The sequence below is a fragment of the Stenotrophomonas sp. GD03819 genome (genome assembly GCF_029841665.1).
In the GTDB taxonomy this organism is placed as follows: Bacteria; Pseudomonadota; Gammaproteobacteria; order Xanthomonadales; family Xanthomonadaceae; genus Stenotrophomonas; species Stenotrophomonas geniculata.
Genome location: NZ_JAOCEW010000023.1, coordinates 60,881 through 76,935, shown reverse-complemented (window position 1 = coordinate 76,935; position 16,055 = coordinate 60,881). Strand labels below are relative to the sequence as shown.

At 67.8% G+C, this 16,055-nt stretch carries 16 protein-coding genes; 9 read left to right on the top strand and 7 right to left on the bottom strand.

The window, feature by feature from the left end; translation table 11 throughout:
• The first annotated feature begins 9 nt into the window (after positions 1-9).
• From N5D45_RS14780 to N5D45_RS14765, 4 genes are all read left to right on the top strand, one after another.
• Positions 10-1,119, top strand: a complete 1,110-nt coding sequence (locus N5D45_RS14780; RefSeq protein WP_010480874.1) for an S-(hydroxymethyl)glutathione dehydrogenase/class III alcohol dehydrogenase — start codon at positions 10-12, stop codon at positions 1,117-1,119.
• Positions 1,120-1,127: 8 nt separating this feature from the next.
• On the top strand, positions 1,128-1,487 hold the full coding sequence (locus N5D45_RS14775; protein WP_279939229.1) for a YqcC family protein: 360 nt from the start codon (positions 1,128-1,130) through the stop codon (positions 1,485-1,487).
• A 63-nt stretch (positions 1,488-1,550) separates the two neighbouring features.
• Positions 1,551-2,381: an S-formylglutathione hydrolase gene (gene fghA, locus N5D45_RS14770; protein ID WP_279939228.1), complete on the top strand. Its 831-nt coding sequence runs from the start codon at positions 1,551-1,553 to the stop codon at positions 2,379-2,381.
• A gap of 188 nt (positions 2,382-2,569) precedes the next feature.
• The gene (locus tag N5D45_RS14765; RefSeq protein WP_010480871.1) at positions 2,570-4,015 is read left to right on the top strand and encodes a GGDEF domain-containing protein; all 1,446 of its coding nucleotides are present in this window, start codon (positions 2,570-2,572) and stop codon (positions 4,013-4,015) included.
• A 54-nt stretch (positions 4,016-4,069) separates the two neighbouring features.
• Here N5D45_RS14765 and N5D45_RS14760 read toward each other — a convergent pair whose 3' ends face one another.
• Together N5D45_RS14760 and N5D45_RS14755 are read right to left on the bottom strand one after the other, a co-directional pair.
• The gene (locus tag N5D45_RS14760; RefSeq protein ID WP_155030107.1) at positions 4,070-4,540 is read right to left on the bottom strand and encodes a hypothetical protein; all 471 of its coding nucleotides are present in this window, start codon (positions 4,538-4,540) and stop codon (positions 4,070-4,072) included.
• A 5-nt stretch (positions 4,541-4,545) separates the two neighbouring features.
• Positions 4,546-4,992 (bottom strand): universal stress protein, encoded by a 447-nt coding sequence (locus N5D45_RS14755; protein ID WP_043400104.1) that lies wholly within the window; start codon positions 4,990-4,992, stop codon positions 4,546-4,548.
• Positions 4,993-5,133: 141 nt separating this feature from the next.
• On the opposite strand from N5D45_RS14755, the gene N5D45_RS14750 reads away from it, so the two are divergent.
• From N5D45_RS14750 to N5D45_RS14735, 4 genes are all read left to right on the top strand, one after another.
• A complete protein-coding gene (locus N5D45_RS14750) occupies positions 5,134-6,051 on the top strand; it encodes a LysR family transcriptional regulator (protein WP_279939227.1) in 918 nt (305 codons plus the stop codon).
• Positions 6,052-6,204: 153 nt separating this feature from the next.
• Entirely contained in the window at positions 6,205-7,734 is a 1,530-nt protein-coding gene (locus tag N5D45_RS14745) for an MFS transporter (protein WP_279939226.1), read from the top strand.
• A gap of 20 nt (positions 7,735-7,754) precedes the next feature.
• On the top strand, positions 7,755-8,837 hold the full coding sequence (locus tag N5D45_RS14740) for an HlyD family secretion protein (protein ID WP_279939225.1): 1,083 nt from the start codon (positions 7,755-7,757) through the stop codon (positions 8,835-8,837).
• The gene (locus N5D45_RS14735) at positions 8,834-10,249 is read left to right on the top strand and encodes an efflux transporter outer membrane subunit (protein ID WP_279939224.1); all 1,416 of its coding nucleotides are present in this window, start codon (positions 8,834-8,836) and stop codon (positions 10,247-10,249) included. The genes N5D45_RS14740 and N5D45_RS14735 overlap by 4 nt, the downstream gene beginning before the upstream one ends.
• 40 nt (positions 10,250-10,289) lie before the next feature.
• Here N5D45_RS14735 and N5D45_RS14730 read toward each other — a convergent pair whose 3' ends face one another.
• The 5 genes from N5D45_RS14730 to N5D45_RS14710 all read right to left on the bottom strand — a co-directional run bounded on the left by N5D45_RS14730 (position 10,290) and on the right by N5D45_RS14710 (position 15,088).
• A complete protein-coding gene (locus N5D45_RS14730) occupies positions 10,290-10,628 on the bottom strand; it encodes a hypothetical protein (RefSeq protein ID WP_006469105.1) in 339 nt (112 codons plus the stop codon).
• A gap of 77 nt (positions 10,629-10,705) precedes the next feature.
• Positions 10,706-11,647, bottom strand: a complete 942-nt coding sequence (locus N5D45_RS14725; RefSeq protein ID WP_260363613.1) for a DegV family protein — start codon at positions 11,645-11,647, stop codon at positions 10,706-10,708.
• 95 nt (positions 11,648-11,742) lie between these two features.
• A complete protein-coding gene (locus N5D45_RS14720; protein ID WP_279939223.1) occupies positions 11,743-12,375 on the bottom strand; it encodes a 2-hydroxychromene-2-carboxylate isomerase in 633 nt (210 codons plus the stop codon).
• Between the two features lie 20 nt (positions 12,376-12,395).
• Positions 12,396-13,679: an amidohydrolase family protein gene (locus N5D45_RS14715; RefSeq protein ID WP_279939222.1), complete on the bottom strand. Its 1,284-nt coding sequence runs from the start codon at positions 13,677-13,679 to the stop codon at positions 12,396-12,398.
• The gene (locus N5D45_RS14710; protein WP_134959375.1) at positions 13,679-15,088 is read right to left on the bottom strand and encodes an amidohydrolase; all 1,410 of its coding nucleotides are present in this window, start codon (positions 15,086-15,088) and stop codon (positions 13,679-13,681) included. Before N5D45_RS14710 ends, N5D45_RS14715 begins: the two co-directional genes overlap by 1 nt.
• 152 nt (positions 15,089-15,240) lie before the next feature.
• Between N5D45_RS14710 and N5D45_RS14705 the strand changes: the two genes are divergently transcribed.
• A complete protein-coding gene (locus tag N5D45_RS14705) occupies positions 15,241-16,017 on the top strand; it encodes an AMP nucleosidase (protein WP_010480853.1) in 777 nt (258 codons plus the stop codon).
• Positions 16,018-16,055 lie beyond the last annotated feature (38 nt).

The window sequence follows — 16,055 nt, the reverse complement described above, 5'->3', positions numbered from 1 at the left end:
GAAGCCACCATGAAGTCCCGTGCCGCCGTCGCCTTTGGTCCCGGCCAGCCGCTGCAGATCGTCGAGATCGACGTCGCCCCGCCGAAGAAGGGCGAAGTGCTGGTCAAGATCACCCACACCGGTGTCTGCCACACCGATGCGTTCACCCTGTCCGGCGATGACCCGGAAGGCCTGTTCCCGGTGGTGCTGGGCCATGAAGGCGCCGGCATCGTGGTGGACGTGGGCGAGGGCGTGACCAGCGTCAAGCCCGGCGACCACGTGATTCCGCTGTACACCGCCGAGTGCGGCGAATGCCTGTTCTGCAAGAGCGGCAAGACCAACCTGTGCGTGTCGGTGCGCGCCACCCAGGGCAAGGGCGTGATGCCCGACGGCACCAGCCGCTTCAGCTACAACGGCGAGCCGCTGTACCACTACATGGGCTGCTCGACCTTCAGCGAGTACACCGTCGTTGCCGAAGTCTCGCTGGCGAAGATCAACCCGGACGCCAACCCGGAACACGTCTGCCTGCTCGGCTGCGGCGTCACCACCGGCATCGGCGCGGTGCACAACACCGCCAAGGTGCAGGAAGGCGACAGCGTGGCGGTGTTCGGCCTCGGCGGCATCGGCCTGGCGGTGATCCAGGGCGCGCGCCAGGCCAAGGCCGGCCGCATCATCGCGGTGGACACCAACCCGTCCAAGTTCGAGCTGGCGCGCGAATTCGGCGCCACCGACTGCATCAATCCGAAGGACTACGACAAGCCGATCCAGCAGGTCATCGTCGAGATGACCACCTGGGGTGTGGACCACAGTTTCGAGTGCATCGGCAACGTCAACGTGATGCGCGCGGCGCTGGAATGCGCGCACCGTGGCTGGGGCCAGAGCGTGGTGATCGGCGTGGCCGGTTCGGGCCAGGAGATCTCCACCCGTCCGTTCCAGCTGGTGACCGGCCGCAAGTGGATGGGCACCGCGTTTGGTGGCGTGAAGGGCCGCAGCCAGCTGCCGGGCATGGTGGAAGACGCGATGAAGGGCGATATCGAACTGGCCCCGTTCGTCACCCATACCATGGACCTGGACAGGATCAATGACGCCTTCGACCTGATGCACGAAGGCAAGTCGATCCGTTCGGTGGTCCACTACTGAGCCGCGTCATGGGCTGGCTGGATGCCCTGCGCCGACCGCGTGCGGAAGACCCGCGCGCGGCGCTGGTGGCCCCGATCGAGCAGGCGTTGCGTGCGCTGGGCTGGGTAGTGGGCGAGGTGGGGCCAGCGCGTACGGTGACCTCGGCCTTCGGCAGCGACGATGGCATGCCATTCGAACAATGGCTTGCGCAGGTATTCCTGCCGCGCCTCTACGAGGCGCGCGCGGCCGGGCAGTGGCCGCCGCGCAGCGATGTGGCGGTGGCGGCCTTTCGCAATCTTGATGGCCAGCCTGGCGTCGAACCATTGCTGCGCCTGCTGGCGCAGCTGGATGAACTGATCAACAAAGGCATCCACGCCGCGCGTGGATAAGCCGACCAAGGTCGGCATCTACCAGAAGTACGCGTGCGCTGGCGCGCCGCGCAGGAGAGCACCATGGAACGCATTGAACACCGCGCCTGTTTCGGCGGCTGGCAGGACGTCTACCGACATCATTCCACCACGCTGGGCTGCGACATGCAGTTCGCCGTGTACCTGCCGCCGCAGGCGGAAGCGCAGGCGCTGCCGGTGCTGTACTGGTTGAGCGGCCTGACCTGCACCGAGCAGAACGTCATCACCAAGGCCGGCGCGCAGCGCTATGCGGCCGAGCACGGTGTGATCATCGTTGCGCCTGATACCAGCCCGCGCGGCGATGACGTGGCCGATGCCGAAGGCTATGACCTGGGCAAGGGGGCGGGGTTCTACCTCAATGCCACCCGTGCGCCGTGGGCGAAGCACTACCACATGCACGACTACGTGGCACAGGAACTGCCGGCACTGATCGAGGCGAATTTCCCGGTCACCGATGCGCGTGGCATCAGCGGTCACTCGATGGGCGGTCACGGTGCGCTGGTGATCGCGCTGCGCAACCCGGGGCGCTACCGCAGCGTGTCGGCGTTCTCGCCGATCGTTGCACCCAGCCACGTGCCGTGGGGGCAGAAGGCCTTCCACGCCTACCTGGGCGACAACCCGGCGGACTGGGCGCAATGGGACGCCAGCGAGCTGGTCGCCGTGGCCCGTGAGCGCCTGCCGTTGCTGGTCGACCAGGGCGAGGCGGACGAATTCCTGCAGACCCAGCTGCAGCCGCAGCGCCTGCAGCAGGCCTGCGATGCCGCCGGCCATCCGCTGACCCTTCGCCTGCAGCCCGGCTACGACCACAGCTACTACTTCATCGCCAGTTTCATCGGGGAGCACATCGCCCACCACGCCCGCGCCCTGCACGGCTGAGGGCGTTCCGGTGGTGCCGGCTGCTGGCCGGCTACCTGCCGCCCTGTGATTCCCTGGGATTGCCGGCAGCAGCCGGCACTACCCTGGTGGTGCACGCGGAGTGTCGTTTTGCCGCAGTGGATCACGCCGCTGTGGCGTGCAGGCGCGCTATGGTGCGGCCATACGGCCTTGCGGATCGGGGGGGATGCATGCCGGTAGTGCTGGCGATGCTGTACGTGCTTTGCCATGGGCTGGTCGTGGCGTTCTGGCCGAGCCCGGCGGGCGTAGGCTCTTTCGTATTCCTGACCGGTGCGCCGCTGCTGGCCGCTGCCGCGTGCCTGGTGCGGGCGCAACGTGACCGCGCCGCTCTGGGCTGGCGTGCTACCGCGATGGCACTGCTGCTGTGGGCCGGCGGCATGACGTTCAACATGGTGGATGCGCTGGGCGCCGGCCGGGCTGACTTCACCCCGCGCGTCAGCCTGTTGTTGTACGTGCTGTATGGCGTGCCGCTGGTGTTCATCCTGGCCCGGGCACGCCGCGAGCGCTTGAGCATCAGCCTGATCGACGCGGCGATGGCGGCGTTGCTGGGGGTGCTGTTCTTCGTGCACACCGCATCGTTTGCTGCCCGTGTCGAGGTCGACGCCCATGCGATGTCCAACATGCAGCGCATGTTCGACATCCAGAATCTGTGTATCGCCGGGTTCGCCGTGGTGCGATGGCTGGCCGGCGACGTGCCCGAACGGCGTAGATTCTTCCGCGCACTGGCGCTGTACGCTCTGGCCTATCTGCTGGTGGCCTACTACATCAACCATTACACATCCGATGATGCATTCGGTGCGTTCAACGATCTGCTGATCGACGTACCTTTTCTGCTGATTGCCTGCCTGGCGCTGGACACGGCGCCGGACACAGGCACCACGGCACACCCGAGGCTGGCGCGGACGGTGCAGGCCGCCGGCCCGATCATCCTGCCATTGCTGCTGCTGGTGGTCGGCACGTTGGTGGTCGATCATGCGCGGCCGTTGGCGGTCGCGGGCTTCGTCGTAGCTACCCTTGGTTTCGGCCTGCGCAGCGTGTTGCTCCAGGCGGATCTTCTGGAACGCCAGGCAGCACTGGATCAACTTGCGCGGCAGGATGGCCTGACCGGCGTGGCCAACCGTCGCGAATTCGACGCACGGCTGATGTCCGAGTGGAATCGCGCACGGCGCAGCGGCACCGAGCTGGGCCTGCTGCTGGTGGATATCGACCACTTCAAGGCCTTCAACGACCAGCACGGCCATCCGGCTGGTGATCGTTGCCTGCAGGCGGTGGCCGGGGTGCTGAAGGCCATAGCCGGTCGCGGTGGTGACAGCGTTGCACGCTATGGCGGCGAGGAATTCGCCGTGATCGTGCCGGGAAGCCCGCTCTCGGGCGTGCTGGCGCTGGCCGAGCGCCTGCGCGAGGCGGTGGCAGCGCTGCCGCTGCCGGAAGGGTCGGTCAGTATCAGCATCGGAGTGGGCTACCTGCATCCGCCGGCCCTGGCCAGTGCCGATCAGTTGCTGGCGGACGCCGATGCCGGCCTGTATGCCGCCAAGCGCGCCGGTCGCAACCAGGTGATCCTGCATGCGCACGTGCTCGACGACGAAGGCAGTGCGCACGGCAGGATGGATTGCTGAGCGCGCCAGGTAGCCGCTCCCTGTGCGCGATTGCGTACGGTCGGCGCGGCCGGGTCATCGCTGCCGCAGCCAGCCGGTGGGATCGAGCAGCCTCAGCCCGACCGGTGACAACGAGCGCTGTCGCAACGGCAGTTTTGCCGCCTGCACGGCTATCGCACAGCGCGCCAGCTGCTGGCGCAACGGTGCCAGCGTATCGTCTTCGCGCGGGCACGCATGCCGCCATTGTGCGATGCGCAGCAGGCAGACCAGCAGGTCCAGTTCGCTGGCGGCAATGAACGGAGAGCCGGCGGGCAACAGGTCGATCGGTGCCGTCGGCGCGGCCAGCAGTGGCAGCAGGTTGATGAACGCGTCGCAGCCTTCAGGATCAACGCCGAGGCCGCTCAGCTGTGCGAGTCCATCGGCTACGAGATCGGGGTCACGCAGCTGGCGTATCGCCGCCAGCAGCGCCTGCTCGCCGCGGCCGAACTGGCGGCCGAAGGCACGGTAGCTGACCCGGGTGGGAAACAAGGGGGAACGGGAGGCCATGGCAGCTAGGGTTGTGGGTCGCGGGTTTCCACCAGCACGGGGCAGGGGGCGTGATCGATGGTCCATTGCCCGATCGAGGGTTCGAACAGGCGCTCCAGCCGGGACAGGTGGCGGTGGCCGATCACGATCAGGTCGCACTTCAGGCGCCTGGCCTGGTCGCTGATGACTTCGCCGGGGTCGCCGGAGGGGATCTGCGCGATGGCATCGACGCCGCGCTCGCGCAGCTCGGCCAGGGCTTCGGCCAGCACCGCCTCGGCGCGGGAGCGCTGGCGGGCGGCTTCCGGGTACTCGATACGGTCGGCTTCGCTGGCATCGGCCGCCAGCGCGAATTCAGGGTCGAGCACGCACAGCAGGTGCAGGCGGCTGCGGGGGCCGGCAATGGCCGCGGCCAGGTCCAGCACGCGCGCGTGCTGGGGGCCACCGTCCAGGGCGACCAGCAGGGTATTGAACATGGATGTCTCCTTGGCAGGCCGGGGATGGTCGCCGATGTCATCGCGTGCACCCATGCCGTGCGCGGCAGTCAATGAATGCGTAGAACGCAATCCATGGTGGTTGCAAGTGCCGTAGAGTCATCTGATTTACCGGAGACTGTCATGCCCCTGCCGGACCTGAACCTGTTGCTGGCACTGGACGTGCTGATTGACGAGTGCAGCGTGGCCGCCGCCGCGCGCCGGATGAACCTGAGCGCGCCGGCAATGAGCCGCACCCTGGGCCGGATCCGCACTGCGCTGGGCGACCCCGTGCTGGTGCGTGCAGGCCGCGGTCTGGCGCCCACACCCCGCGCCCTGCAGCTGCGCGAGCAGGTCCGCGATGTTATCGAGCAGGCCCACCGCGTCTTCAACGCCGGTCGCGAAGTAGACATGCGCGTGCTCGAGCGAACCTTCAGCGTGCGTGCCAATGATGTGTTCGTCGGTGGTTTCGGCGGACGCCTGCGCGAGCTGTTCCGCCAGCAGGCGCCGCGCGCAGTGCTGCGCTTCGTGCCCGAGGGCGATACCGACGACGATGCGATGGCACAGGGCCGGATCGACCTGTACATCAGCACGGCCGGCAAGCATGCGCCCGATACCAAGGTGCAGAACCTGTTCAGTACCTCGTTCATGGGCGCAGCGCGCGAAGACCATCCACTGTTCGACGAGGAGATCAGTGCCGAGCGCTTTGCCGCGTGCGACCACATCGCGGTGTCGCGCCGTGGCCTGCCACGTGGGCCGATCGATGATGACCTGGCCACGCTCGGCCTGCAGCGTCGCGTGGCGCTGATCAGCCCGACCTTCCACGGTGCGATCTTCGCGGCGGCCGAATCGGACCTGATCCTGCCGCAGATGCCAAGCGTGATGCTGGAGCGGATCGTCAGCATGCGCCTGCCGTTGCGCCTGTTCCCGCTGCCGATTCCGGTGCGGACCGCGGCCATCGTGCAGGCCTGGCATCCGCGCCTGGACAACGACGCCGCGCACCAGTGGCTGCGGCGCTCGATCAAGACCATGTGCGAAAGCGCAGGGGAGGCCTCGCGCTGACATCTGCATGCGTGCGCCCGGCGCACGCCTGGGATGCCGGCGACGCCATTTTTCACAGGGTACCGGCTCCCTAGACTGCGCTCCCCGGAGTTTCACTGAGCGCATTCCAATGACCCCCAACATGCCGTGCACTGCACGGATCGGTGCCCGGCGATGAGTACGCCGGCCGCCGCTGTCCCGGCCGCCGCAGCGCCCCGTCCTGCCGCCGCCCCCGGGCTCGATCGCCGCATTCTGGTCGGCCTGTGTGGCGTGCTGCTGGCGGTGCTGGTGTCGGGCTTCAACGAGAACATCACCAAGGTCGCATTGGCCGACATCCGTGGCGCGATGGGTTTCAGCGTCGATGACGGCAGCTGGATCGTCGCCCTCTACAGCGCGATGTCGGTCAGCGCGATGGCCTTTGCGCCGTGGTGTGCCGCCACCTTCTCGCTGCGTCGTTTCGCGCTGGCGATGATCGGTGGGTTCATGGTGCTGGGCGTGCTGTGCCCGCTCGCCCCGAACCTGCACGTCTTCCTGCTGCTGCGTGCATTGCAGGGCCTGTGCGGTGGTGCACTGCCGCCGCTGCTGATGAGCGTGGCGCTGCGCTTCCTGCCGCCGGGCATCAAGCTGTACGGCCTGGCCGGCTACGCGCTGACGGCGACGTTCGGCCCGAGCATGGGCACGCCGCTGGCCGCGTTCTGGGTCGAGCAGGTGGGCTGGCACTGGGCGTTCTGGCAGATCGTGCCGTACTGCCTGGCCGCCATGGCGATGGTCAGCTGGGGCCTGCCACAGGACCCGCTGCGGCTCGAACGCTTCGCCCAGTTCGATACGGTCGGCCTGCTGCTCGGCCTGCCAGCACTGGTGCTGCTGGTACTGGGCCTGGTGCAGGGCCCGCGCCTGAACTGGTTCGACTCGCCGATGATCACGCTGATGATCGGAGGCGGTGCCGGCCTGATGGTGCTGTTCATGATCAATGAATGGTTCCACCCCTTGCCGTTCTTCAAGCTGCAGCTGCTGGCCAACCGCAATCTCAGCTACTCGCTGGTGACGCTGGGCGGCGTGCTGTTCGTGCTGCTGGCGGTGATCTCGATCCCGTCTGGCTTTCTGGCCAGCGTGCAGGGCTACCGCCCGCTGCAGACGGCACCGATGCTGCTGTGGGTGGCACTGCCGCAGGTGATCGCGCTGCCGCTGGTGGCGGCGCTGCTGAACATCCGCGCGGTGGACTGCCGCTGGGTGCAGGCCACCGGCCTGGCGATGCTGGCCCTGGCCTGCTGGCTGGGCTCGCACCTGGACGTGGCCTGGATCCGTGACAACTTCCTGTGGGTGCAGCTGCTGCAGGTGTTCGCACAACCCATGGCAGTGCTGCCGCTGCTGATGCTGGCCACCGGCGGCCTTGCGCCGCAGGACGGCCCGTTCGCCTCGGCGTGGTTCAACACGGTCAAGGGTTTCGCCGCGGTGCTTGCCAGCGGCGTACTGGATGCCGTCGCCCAGGGCCGCCGTCATTTCCATTCCACCGTGCTGGCCGACCGCCTGGGCGAGCAACCGTGGCTGGCCGATGGCCCGCAGCTCGGCGCGCGCCTGCATGCACAGGTGCAGGCGCTGACCTCGGCCGACCTGTACTGGGTGGTCGCGCTGGTGGCGCTGGCCTTCATTCCCCTCATTGCCTGGATGCCCACCCGCATCCACCCGCCACGTGCCGTGGCCTGAACCTTTCGCAGGAACCCCTCATGACGATCAATCGAACCACTCTCAACACCGGCCTGGGCCTGGGCGTACTGGCCCTGGCCATCGGCGCCTGGCTGCTGCTGCGCGACTCTGGCCACCAGAGCACCAACAATGCATACGTGGTGGCCGACTACACCCTGGTGGCTCCGAAAATTCCCGGCTTCGTCAGTGCCGTGGAGGTGGAGGACAACCAGTCGGTGAAGGCCGGCGACGTGCTTGCCCGCATCGACGACCGTGACTACCAGGTCGCCCTGCAGGCGGCCCGTGCCGACCTTGCCAATGCCCGCGCACAGCTCGCCAACGCACAGGCCGCACTGGTCCAGCAGGATTCGCTGATCGCGCAGGCCAGGGCCAGTGTGGATGTCAGCCGTTCCGAACTGACCCTGGCCAGTGCCGACCAGCAGCGCTACCGCGAACTGGCCCGTGACGGCGCCGGAACCGTGCAGAACGCGCAGCAGGCGCAGTCGAAGCAGGCCGTGGCCAGTGCCCACGTGCAGCAGGGCCAGGCGGCGCTGTCGACCGCGCGCCAGCGCACCGACATCCTGACCGCCGGTGTGCAGGCTGCGCAGGCCGCGGTGCAACGCGCGGAAGCGGCGCAGGCCCGCGCAGAACTGGATCTGTCGCACACCGTGCTGCGTGCACCGATCGACGGCATGGTCGGTCGTCGTGCAGTGCGCGTAGGTGCCTACCTGACCCCGGGTACACCGGTGGCCGCGGTGGTGCCGCTGAAGCGTGCCTTCGTGGTCGCCAACTTCCAGGAAACACAGATGACCCGCATGCAGGCCGGCCAGCAGGTCGAACTGAAGGTGGACGTGTTCCCGGGCAAGCCGCTGCGCGGGCACATCGACAGCATCGCGCCGGCCACCGGCGTCACCTTCGCCGCTGTCGCACCGGAGAATGCCACCGGCAACTTCACCAAGGTGGTGCAGCGTATTCCGGTGAAGATCGTGCTGGAGCCGGGCCAGCCGCTGCTGGACCAGCTGCGTGCCGGCATGTCGGTGGAAGCCAGTGTCGACCTGGGCAGCCGCGCGCGCGCGCAGAGCGTGAAGCACAGTCCGGGTCATGCGGCCGGGGAGGGCGCATGAGCGCAGTTGCCTTGTTCCGCAGCACCTTCGTTGCGGCCAGCCTGTGCACGGCCCTGGCTGCCTGCACGATGGGTCCGGACTTCGTACGTCCTCAGGCGGAACTGCCCAGTCACTGGCAGGGCGAGGCCGTCGCGGGCAACGCGATCGATCAGGACGCCGCCTGGTGGGCCGGCTTCGACGACCCACTGCTCGGACAGCTGGCCAGCCAGGTGCTGGAGGCCAACCTGGACCTGCAGCTGGCGGCCAACCGCGTGCAGCAGAGCCGCGCCGCGCGTGGCATCAGCGCCGCCGACCGTCTGCCCAGCGTCAGCGCAACCGCCAGCGGCGCACGCGCACGCAACAGCGAGGTGGGCTTGAACGATCCGTCCGGCAACGGCGGTCGTGATGACTATGGGCTGTTCCAGGCCGGCATCGGCCTGAGCTGGGAACTGGATCTGTGGGGACGGGTGCGCCGCCAGGTGGAAGCCGCCGATGCACGCGTGCAGATGGCCGAGGAGGATGCACACGCAGTGCGCATCGCGCTGCTGGCGGAAACCGCGCGTGATTACCTGCAATTGCGTGCAACGCGGCAGTTGTTGGCGATCACTGAAGACAACCTCAGCATTGCCCACGACATCAAGCGCCTGACCGAAGCACGCCAACGCCAAGGCGTGGCCAGCACGCTGCAGGTGTCCAGCGCGTCAGCGCAGGTAGCATCGCTGCAGGCACGCATCGCGCCGCTGCGGCATCGTGAATCGCAGCTGCGCAATGCACTGGCGTTCCTGCTGGCACAGCCCCCGCAGGCATTGGATACGCGGCTGCAGAATGCACGCCGTGACTGGCCCTCACTGCCGGCCGTGGCGGTGGGGCTGCCCAGCGAACTGGCCGAGCGTCGCCCGGACATCCGTCGCGCCGAAGCCGCGTTGCATGCCGCAACGGCCGGCATCGGCGTGGCCAAGGCCAGTTTCCTGCCGCGTATCACCTTGAATGGCGACGCTGGCTTCCAGGCCAAGCAGCTGGATGACCTGGATGGCTGGAACGCACACCGTTTCAGCATCGGGCCGTCGATCAGCCTGCCGATCTTCCAGGGCGGCAGGCTCAAGGCCAACCTCGCGTTGAGCAAGCTGCAGCAGCAACAGTCGTCGCTGCAGTTCCAACGCACGGTGCTGCAGGCCTGGCATGAAGTGGACGACGCCATCGATGGCTACGCCGCCGAACAGCAGCGCACCGTGCAGCTGCAGGTGGCGGTGGACGAAAGCGAGATCGCGCTCGGTGCGGCGCGCCGGCAGTACCAGGCCGGCGTGGTCGACATGCTGGACGTGCTGACCACCCAGCGCATCGCACTGGACAACCAGGCCGCACTGGCCAACAGCCAGGCTACGGCGGCAATCGCGCGGGTGGAGCTGTACCGCGCGCTGGGCGGTGGCTGGTAGGGAAATGGAAACGCCGGGCCATGCCCGGCGGGCGGGTGCCTCAACGCACGTCGCGCAGTTCCCAATGGTGGCCGGCCAGCAGGCGCAGGCGCTGCTTGAACACGTCGCTGTCGATGCGGGTGGTCGCCACCAGGTTGATGCGCAGATCCTTCTGTTCGCCGGTTACGGTGGCATCCGGATCGGTCACGCCCCATTGCGGTTCCACCGCATCCGGGTCGGGCTGCTTGGCCTTCCAGCGCTCGAACAGCGTGCCGCTGCGCAGGGCGTCCTGCAGTTCCTCGGCGAAGCCGGCGGCGCCCTGCGAATGGAAGGACAGGTCAGGGTCGTTGCCGCGGGCCTTGGAGGGATCGGGCAGGCTGATGTGGTACTGCGCAGGCATGGAGTTCTCCTTGAAGTGCGGCAAGGCTGGCACAGTGGCGGTGGAATCGATGTGCAGATTCCAGCCACGGTTGGCCTTCATTCAAACCGATGCGGCCCATCGGCAAAGCCCACGGTGACCGCGCCCTTGCCGACATTGACCATGCCGGTCAGGCTCATCACCGATTCGTACACGGTCACGCCGTGGCCGGCGCAGACCTCCTTCATCTGTGCATAGCCGGGCAGGGTGCGCAGCTCGTCCAGTTCGCCGCCGTAGCTGACGCACACCGTCGGTGTCATCAGCCCGGCACGCACGCGCTGACCGACCACCGCGAACAGCTTCTGCACGGCGTTGTCGAAGCCCTTGATCTTGGCCACCGGCCCGGTCTCGCCGCGGTAGCCATGCAGCACCGGCTTGATGTCCAGCGCGCTGCCCAGTGCGGCGCTGAGCAGGCCGACACTGCGGTCACCCTTGTGCCGCGCACGCGCGCGCATGTAGTACAGGTCACGGGTGACCATGTAGCCGTGCACGTTGCTGGCCAGTTCCTCCAGCCGCTCACGGATCTGCTGCACGCTGGCATTGCCGTCGCGCAGGCGCACGGCTTCCACCGCGGTCACCGCCTGGGCAGCGAACAGGTTCTGGGTGTCGAGCACGCGCAGTGCGAACGGCGAGTTGTAGCCCGCTGCCTGACGCACCGGCTTGTAGTCGTTGAGGATGGCGAAGCTGGCCTGCAGCGCGTTGTCGTGGATCGGGCTGCGGGTTTTGGTGATGGTCATGCAGAACACGTGGTCGTAATCGATCACCAGCTGCTGCAGGAACAGGTCGCGGATCTGGTTGACGCTGAAGGGGATGGTCTCCGCTTCAGCGCCGTGCTCGGCCACGTGCGCGTGCAGGAAGCTCAGCGTGGCCTGCTCATCGCGGTGATCGGCCAGCACGGCTTCGCCAATCCGTACGGTGATCGGCAGCAGCACGATGTTGTGTGTGGCGATGAAGTCCGGCGGCAGGTCGCAGGCCGAGTCGACGACGATTCCGATGCGCATCCGCGGCTCCCCCTCCAGGGCGGTTGTAGGTTCGGAAACGTGAAATCTATCTCAAATCCCAGCGCAGCGCGCGAGGGAAACGCGCCACGCCCTGTTCAGCGGCTGCGCTGGACTGCCACCGGCAGGCTGGCCAGACGCTGCCATTCGGGTTGCTGCAGCAGGCCCGGATCGGCCAGTACTGCGGCCATCAGCGGATGCGCGTCGTTGCCCCAGAACAGATCGTCGCCGATGGCCAGGGTGGGTACCCCGAACACGCCGGCCGCGATCGCGGTCTCTGTGTTGCGCCGCAGCTGCTCCTTCACCGCCGGGTCGGCGGTGGCACTGGCGACATCCTCGATGCCCAGCTGTGCGCCGGGTTCGCGCAGGGCTTCGGCGCTGTCGGCCGCGTTGCCGTCGCGCCAGATCCAGTCGAACAGCACGTCCACGGCCTGCACGCTGGCGCCGGCGGCCAGGCACAGGCGCAGGGCGGACAGCGGGTTGAACGGATGGCCGGGCGGGAACCGCAGTGGTGTGCCCTCGGCCTGTGCGGTCCATAGCAGCTGGCGGTAGATGAAACGACGCTTGGCCGGAATCTCGGCCGGGCCCAGGTTGCCCAGGTGATGCAGTACCGCACCGAAGGCGATCGGCACGGTCTGGATCTGCCCGAACTGTGGCAACTGCTTCAGCTTCTGCCAGTGCAGGTAGGAATAGGGCGAGACGAAGTCGAAGTACCAGCGCAATGTCGCCATCGGTGTGTCCTCGTGTGCGGTCAGGGCTGCGCGTTGCGCTGCAGGTAGCGGTCGCGCAGGTCGGTCTGGCGCGAGCGCATCGGCATCGCACGGCCGCCCAGCCAGACCTGCTCGGCATAGTGCGCCACGTCCAGCGGGTCGCCTTCCCACAGCACCAGGTCGGCGCGCTTTCCAGGCTCGATGCTGCCGATCTGGTCGGCCACCCCGAACGCCTGCGCCGGCACCCGGGTCAGCCCGGCCAGGCCATCGGCCCACGGCAAACCGTTGGCCACCGCGTTGCCGGCCAGCTGGCGCATCTTGCGCGCGTTGTGGGTGGCGTCGCCGCGCTGCACGAACGACACCGGCACGCCGGCGCGTTGCAGGCGTGCGGCATTTTCCAGGGTGGCGCCGATCTGGTCGAAGCTGGCCGGCAGGTTGGCCAGCACGTCGACGAACACCGGCACCTGTGCGGCGGCCAGCTCCGGCGCGACCTGCCACGCTTCGCTGGCACCGGCGATGGCGATCTTCACCTTCTCGCGCGCGGCCCAGCGCAGCAGCTGGCGGATGTCCGAGGCACGATCGACCTCCACCACGATGCGGCCCTGGCCGGCCAGATAGCGGCTGAGCGTGCGGCGCCCGGCCGGGGTCAGCAGCGCATGCGGCGAGTCCGCAGCCACCTGTCCGCGTGCTTCGTCGATCATCTGCTGCAACAGCATCCATTGCGCGGCGCGTGAATGCCCGGTCAGCTCGGATGCCGCTGCGCCAATGCGCAGGAACAGGGTGCGCGGGCCGATCGGGTCGGCGCTGCCGTCCAACCGCATCACGCCGCCCTGGCCAGCCACGAAACCACCGCCGGTGGCAGCGCCCAACGCAGTGAAGCCGATGCCTTCCAGGCGCGTGACCGGAATCAGCACCGAGGCCGGGTTGTAGGCGAGGGTGACGTCGAATTCCGGGCGCAGTGGTTGCTCGCCGAGCTTCAACGAACTGTCCACCGTGCTCGATTCACCCGAGACCTCTTCGATGCCGGTTTCGGTGATACCGCCGAACAGCGCCGGCGTCAGGGGGCGGCCATTGGCCTCGATCACGGTGGCGCCGGCAGGCGCTGACAGGCCGTTACCCACCGCGCGGATGATGCCGCCCTGCACCAGCACGTCCGCGTTCTGCAGGCTGCCGCGCGCGCTGGCCGTATGCACCGTCGCGTTGCGCACCAGCAGGTCCTGTGCCTGCGCGGATGCCGAGATGCAGGCCAGCACCATGACAGTAGAACCGAGCCATGCCCGGCTGCCCTTCGCGGCAGACTGCGCCAACTGCTTGAGCACCACCATCAGCGCACCTCCTGGCCGAGCTGGAAATCAGAACGCGGCGTGCTCGCCGGCGCGCCGCGGTCATACAGCCGCCGGCCGTCGATGAAGACCTGCTCAGCCAGTGCGTACGAACTGAAGGGGTTGCCGTTCCACACCACCACATCGGCCATCTTGCCGGCTTCCAGGGTGCCGGTCTGGCCCTCGATGCCCAGCGCCTTGGCGGCGTTGGCGGTCATCCAGGTGATGGCGTGCTCGGGCGTGATCTCCGGCATGCGCGCGCGGCGCGCGGACGCCATTACCTTGGCCGCCTCCTGGTTGAGGCGCTGGATGCCTTCGGGCGAATCGGAATGGACGATGGCACAGCTGTTCTTCGGCCGGTCGACCAGCGCGATGTTCTCGGGAATGCCGTCGAAGGCTTCCATCTTGAAGCCCCACCAGTCGGCCCAGAGTGCGCCGCAGACGCCGTCGGCGGCCAGCCGGTCGGCCAGCTTGTAGGCCTCCACACCGTGGTGGAAAGCGGCCACCTTGAAGCCGAATTCCTTGGCCAGGTCGAGCATGGTGGCCATCTCGTCGGCGCGGTAGCAGTGGATGTGCACGCGGATGTCGCCTTCGATGGCGCCGGCCAGCGTGTCCAGCTTGAGATCGCGCTTGCCGCCTGCATCCCCGGCGCTGTCGCCCTTGTCGCTGCCGAACCATCCCTTGCGCTTGGCCGGCTTGGGTTTGTTCTTGGCGATGTAGTCGGCGGCGTCGATGAAGGCGGCACGGTAGCCGGCCACGTTGCCCATGCGCGTGGCCGGGGTCACGCCCTTGCCTTCGCCATAGACCCGCTTGGGGTTCTCGCCGCAGGCCATCTTCAGGCCCCATGGAGCGCCGGGGAACTTCATCGCCTGGTAGGTGATGGCCGGGACGTTCTTCAGGGTCACGCCGCGGCCACCCACCAGGTTGGCCGAGCCGGGCAGCACCTGCATGCTGGTCACGCCGCCGGCCAGTGCCGTGGCGAAGCCTGGGTCCTGAGGCCACACCGAGTGTTCGGCCCAGACGTTGGCGGTGACCGGTGCGGTCATCTCGTTGCCGTCGCTGTGCGCGCCGACGCCGGGGCTGGGGTATACACCCAGATGCGAATGCACGTCGATCAGCCCGGGGGTGATCCACTTGCCCTGCGCATCGATGCGGGTGACACCGGCATCGGCCTGCAGTTGGTGACCGACGGCGGCGATGCGGCCGTCGCGCAGCAGCACATCGGCGTTGTCCAGGCGCTGGCCGGTACCGGTCAGCACCGTGGCGTTCTGGATCAGTATCGGCGCATCAGGATGGGCCTGGTAGGTGCTGGGGTAGGGATCGGCGACGAAGCGCGAGGCGCCCACCGCCGGAGCCGTGCTCAATGAAAGCAGTGCCAGGGCTACCCCAGCGCGCAACAACGTCGATGCCATGCAGTTCCCCTTGCAGCCTGGTCCAACCGTCGACGCTAGCCCGGAGGCGGCGGGCTTGCCAAGTGACCTTCTTCACAGGCCTGCCGACGGTAGCTCGACGGCACCGGCCGGGTGGCTGAAAATACCCGGTCCCCCGCCGTACCGGACCGCCCATGAAGAGCAAGCAGGAAATCGTCGACAACTGGCTGCCCCGGTATACCGGCGTGCCCTTGGACCAGTTCGGCCAGCACATCCTGCTGACCAACTTCGGGGGCTACCTGCATACGTTCTCCGAGCTGACCGGCGCGCCGGTCATCGGCCTGGACCGGCCGATGGCCAGTGCCACCATCGATGGCATCACCATGATCAACTTCGGCATGGGCAGCCCCAATGCCGCGATCATCATGGACCTGTTGTCGGCGGTGATGCCCAAGGCGGTGCTGTTCCTCGGTAAGTGCGGTGGCCTCAAGCGCAAGAACCAGCTGGGTGACCTGGTGCTGCCGATCGCCGCGATCCGTGGCGAGGGTACCTCGGGCGATTACCTTCCGCCGGAAGTCCCGGCCCTGCCGGCCTTTGCCCTGCAGCGTGCGGTTTCGACCATGATCCGCGACCTCGGCCACGACTACTGGACCGGCACGGTCTACACCACCAATCGCCGGGTGTGGGAACACGACGAGGGCTTCAAGGAGCGGCTGCGGGCGATGCGTTGCATGGCCATCGACATGGAAACGGCCACGGTGTTCGCCGCCGGCTTCGCCAACCACATCCCCAGTGGCGCGCTGCTGCTGGTCTCGGACCAGCCGATGATCCCCGACGGGGTCAAGACCGAAGCCTCCGATGCCAAGGTCAGCTCCCAGTTCGTGGAAAACCATATCCAGATCGGTATCGAGGCGCTTAAGCTTATCCGGCGCAACGGCAAGTCGGTCCGCCACCTGCGCTTCGACGAATGATGATGAAGGCCGGGCGCGGGGCGTCCGGGCCTGGGAGT

Bases quoted from the DNA above. Each gene is read 5' to 3' on its own strand.
- N5D45_RS14755 (WP_043400104.1), bottom strand. From the start codon at position 4,992: ATGTTCAATACCCTGCTGGTCGCCCTGGACGGTGGCCCCCAGCACGCG.
- N5D45_RS14715 (WP_279939222.1), bottom strand. From the start codon at position 13,679: ATGGTGGTGCTCAAGCAGTTGGCGCAGTCTGCCGCGAAGGGCAGCCGG.
- N5D45_RS14735 (WP_279939224.1), top strand. From the start codon at position 8,834: ATGAGCGCAGTTGCCTTGTTCCGCAGCACCTTCGTTGCGGCCAGCCTG.
- N5D45_RS14745 (WP_279939226.1), top strand. From the start codon at position 6,205: ATGAGTACGCCGGCCGCCGCTGTCCCGGCCGCCGCAGCGCCCCGTCCT.
- N5D45_RS14760 (WP_155030107.1), bottom strand. From the start codon at position 4,540: ATGGCCTCCCGTTCCCCCTTGTTTCCCACCCGGGTCAGCTACCGTGCC.
- fghA (WP_279939228.1), top strand. From the start codon at position 1,551: ATGGAACGCATTGAACACCGCGCCTGTTTCGGCGGCTGGCAGGACGTC.
- N5D45_RS14740 (WP_279939225.1), top strand. From the start codon at position 7,755: ATGACGATCAATCGAACCACTCTCAACACCGGCCTGGGCCTGGGCGTA.
- N5D45_RS14720 (WP_279939223.1), bottom strand. From the start codon at position 12,375: ATGGCGACATTGCGCTGGTACTTCGACTTCGTCTCGCCCTATTCCTAC.
- N5D45_RS14725 (WP_260363613.1), bottom strand. From the start codon at position 11,647: ATGCGCATCGGAATCGTCGTCGACTCGGCCTGCGACCTGCCGCCGGAC.
- N5D45_RS14750 (WP_279939227.1), top strand. From the start codon at position 5,134: ATGCCCCTGCCGGACCTGAACCTGTTGCTGGCACTGGACGTGCTGATT.
- N5D45_RS14730 (WP_006469105.1), bottom strand. From the start codon at position 10,628: ATGCCTGCGCAGTACCACATCAGCCTGCCCGATCCCTCCAAGGCCCGC.
- N5D45_RS14705 (WP_010480853.1), top strand. From the start codon at position 15,241: ATGAAGAGCAAGCAGGAAATCGTCGACAACTGGCTGCCCCGGTATACC.
- N5D45_RS14765 (WP_010480871.1), top strand. From the start codon at position 2,570: ATGCCGGTAGTGCTGGCGATGCTGTACGTGCTTTGCCATGGGCTGGTC.
- N5D45_RS14710 (WP_134959375.1), bottom strand. From the start codon at position 15,088: ATGGCATCGACGTTGTTGCGCGCTGGGGTAGCCCTGGCACTGCTTTCA.
- N5D45_RS14780 (WP_010480874.1), top strand. From the start codon at position 10: ATGAAGTCCCGTGCCGCCGTCGCCTTTGGTCCCGGCCAGCCGCTGCAG.
- N5D45_RS14775 (WP_279939229.1), top strand. From the start codon at position 1,128: ATGGGCTGGCTGGATGCCCTGCGCCGACCGCGTGCGGAAGACCCGCGC.